This window comes from Neobacillus cucumis (assembly GCF_002860255.1).
Classification (GTDB): domain Bacteria; phylum Bacillota; class Bacilli; order Bacillales; family Cytobacillaceae; genus Neobacillus; species Neobacillus cucumis_A.
In genome coordinates, this window is the sequence record NZ_PGVE01000066.1 from 1 (window position 1) to 2,269 (window position 2,269).

Below are 2,269 nucleotides of genomic sequence, written 5' to 3' on the forward strand. Positions count from 1 at the left end.
ATGACAGGAAGGATCATCGGCTTACGCTTCGTTTTCTCATATAAATACGGAACGAGTGTATCGATGATATCGCCCTTCAAGTTGTTGACGGAATCAGGTTTAGCAGCCAGTTTGCGTTGTAATGTTTTCGAAAGCATATATTGTGCTTCATTGATCATAGCGCCTGATTCACGCATATAGACGAAACCGCGTGAGATCAGGTCAGGACCAGATACTAAACGGTTCTTTTTGGTGTCGATGGTTGCTACAACGATGACTAGACCATCTTCAGAAAGAATTCGTCTGTCGCGTAGTACAACGTTACCAATATCCCCAATACCGCTTCCATCGATGTATACATCGCCTGAAGGTACACGTCCGGCAAGTCTTGCTGTCGAGTCAGTGAGTGCGAGTACATCACCGTTACCCATAATGAAAATGTTATCAGGTTCGACATCACAGTCTATAGCAAGTTGAGAGTGCATATTCATCATGCGGTATTCACCGTGGATTGGCATGAAGTATTTAGGTTTGATTAAACGCAACATCAGCTTTTGCTCTTCCTGTGACCCGTGACCGGATGTGTGGATGTTGTTTAATGGACCATGAATAACTTCTGCACCTGCACGGAACAATGAATTAATCGCTTTGTTCACGCTAAGTGTATTACCTGGAATTGGTGAAGAAGAGAAAATAACAGTATCACCAGGTTGGATTTGAACTTGTCTATGCGTACCGTTTGCGATACGTGATAGTGCAGCCATCGGTTCACCTTGACTACCCGTACATAAAATCATTACTTTATTAGCTGGAAGTCGGTTGAGTGATTGAGCATCTACGAATAAATCTTTCGGAGCATCAATATAACCAAGTTCGCGACCGATCGTGATGGCATTATCCATACTACGCCCGAAGACAGCGATTTTACGACCAAAAATCTGCGCCGATTCGATCACTTGTTGTAATCTATGGATATTTGAAGCGAATGTAGCGAAAATAATCCGACCGTCTACAGTGCGGAAAATATCATTTAGGCTTTCTCCAACTTTACGTTCAGACATCGTGAAGTTCGGTACTTCTGCATTTGTACTATCTGATAACAAACAAAGTACACCTTCACTACCAATTTTAGCCATCTTATGCAAGTTAGCAGGTTCACCGACAGGCGTAAAGTCGAACTTAAAGTCACCTGTATGAACGATATTACCCGATGGAGTTTTGACCACTACACCGAATGCATCAGGAATACTGTGCGTAGTTCTGAAGAAGGACACTGCAGTTTTACGGAATTTGATAAAATCATCTTCTTCAATTTCATGAATTTCCGTAGTGCGCAACAATCCGTGTTCTTCCAACTTATTGCGAAGTAAACCAATTGCTAGTTTACCGCCATAGACGGGAACGTTCACTTTGCGTAATAGATAGGGAATTCCACCGATATGGTCTTCGTGACCATGTGTGATGAAAAGGCCTTTAATCTTATCGATATTGCGTTCGAGATAAGTGTAATCTGGAATTACATAGTCAATACCAAGCAATTCATCTTCAGGAAACTTGATTCCGGCATCAATAATGATGATTTCATCTTGGAATTGTACACAATACGTATTTTTACCGATTTCACCTAGTCCGCCTAGGGCAAAAACGGCTGTTTCATTGTTTTTAATAGATTTCATTGATTAGACCTGCTCAACGTGAAAGTCTGGGGAGGCTTGTTCATATGCTAAATGCTCGCCCTCCAGCTTTTGTACGTATTCAATCATCAGATCGCGACCTTTTAATTGATCACGGACTTCTTTTTCTGTTTCAGCTTCTACATACAAGCTGAGTGTGTTCTCGCGGACTGGAACTTCATGTACGTTTAAATGGTAATATACTTTGAAAATCATGTTTAACTCTCCTTTTTACGTTCCTAATAATACATATCATCAATAATAGCATGCAATTTCCCTAAAATAAAGAAAAGCCCACCAATTTAGTTGGCGGGCGTAAAAGTCTAAGCAATTGTCTTTTTACCGAGCAGGCCATTAAGTCGTCTTAGCAATTTGCGTTTTAGACGTTTATACATGGCATCATCACTCCTTGACAAGACTGTAACAGAAAAACTTTGCTCTGTCAAGTTTAAGTGCTTTACTCTCTGTCAAATGCTGTCGCACCAGGGATGTCTTTGTATGGAGCGCTCTCGTCAATATGGTCATAGAACATAATGCCGTTCAAATGATCCAATTCGTGTTGGAAAGCAATTGCGGGCAATCCCTTTAAGCGTTTCTTGATAACGTTTCCTTCCTTA

The 2,269-nt window shown here is 41.1% G+C and carries 3 protein-coding genes; all 3 read right to left on the reverse strand.

What is annotated here, in order from left to right; all coding sequences use genetic code 11:
- A partial coding sequence (gene rnjA, locus CVD27_RS18380) for a ribonuclease J1 (RefSeq protein WP_101649363.1) occupies positions 1-1,655 on the reverse strand: 1,655 nt, incomplete at its 3' end.
- A 3-nt stretch (positions 1,656-1,658) separates the two neighbouring features.
- Positions 1,659-1,868: a DNA-dependent RNA polymerase subunit epsilon gene (locus CVD27_RS18385; protein WP_101649364.1), complete on the reverse strand. Its 210-nt coding sequence runs from the start codon at positions 1,866-1,868 to the stop codon at positions 1,659-1,661.
- A gap of 241 nt (positions 1,869-2,109) precedes the next feature.
- Positions 2,110-2,269 (reverse strand): peptide deformylase (locus CVD27_RS18390; RefSeq protein WP_180960346.1); only part of this gene is annotated, 160 nt, incomplete at its 5' end.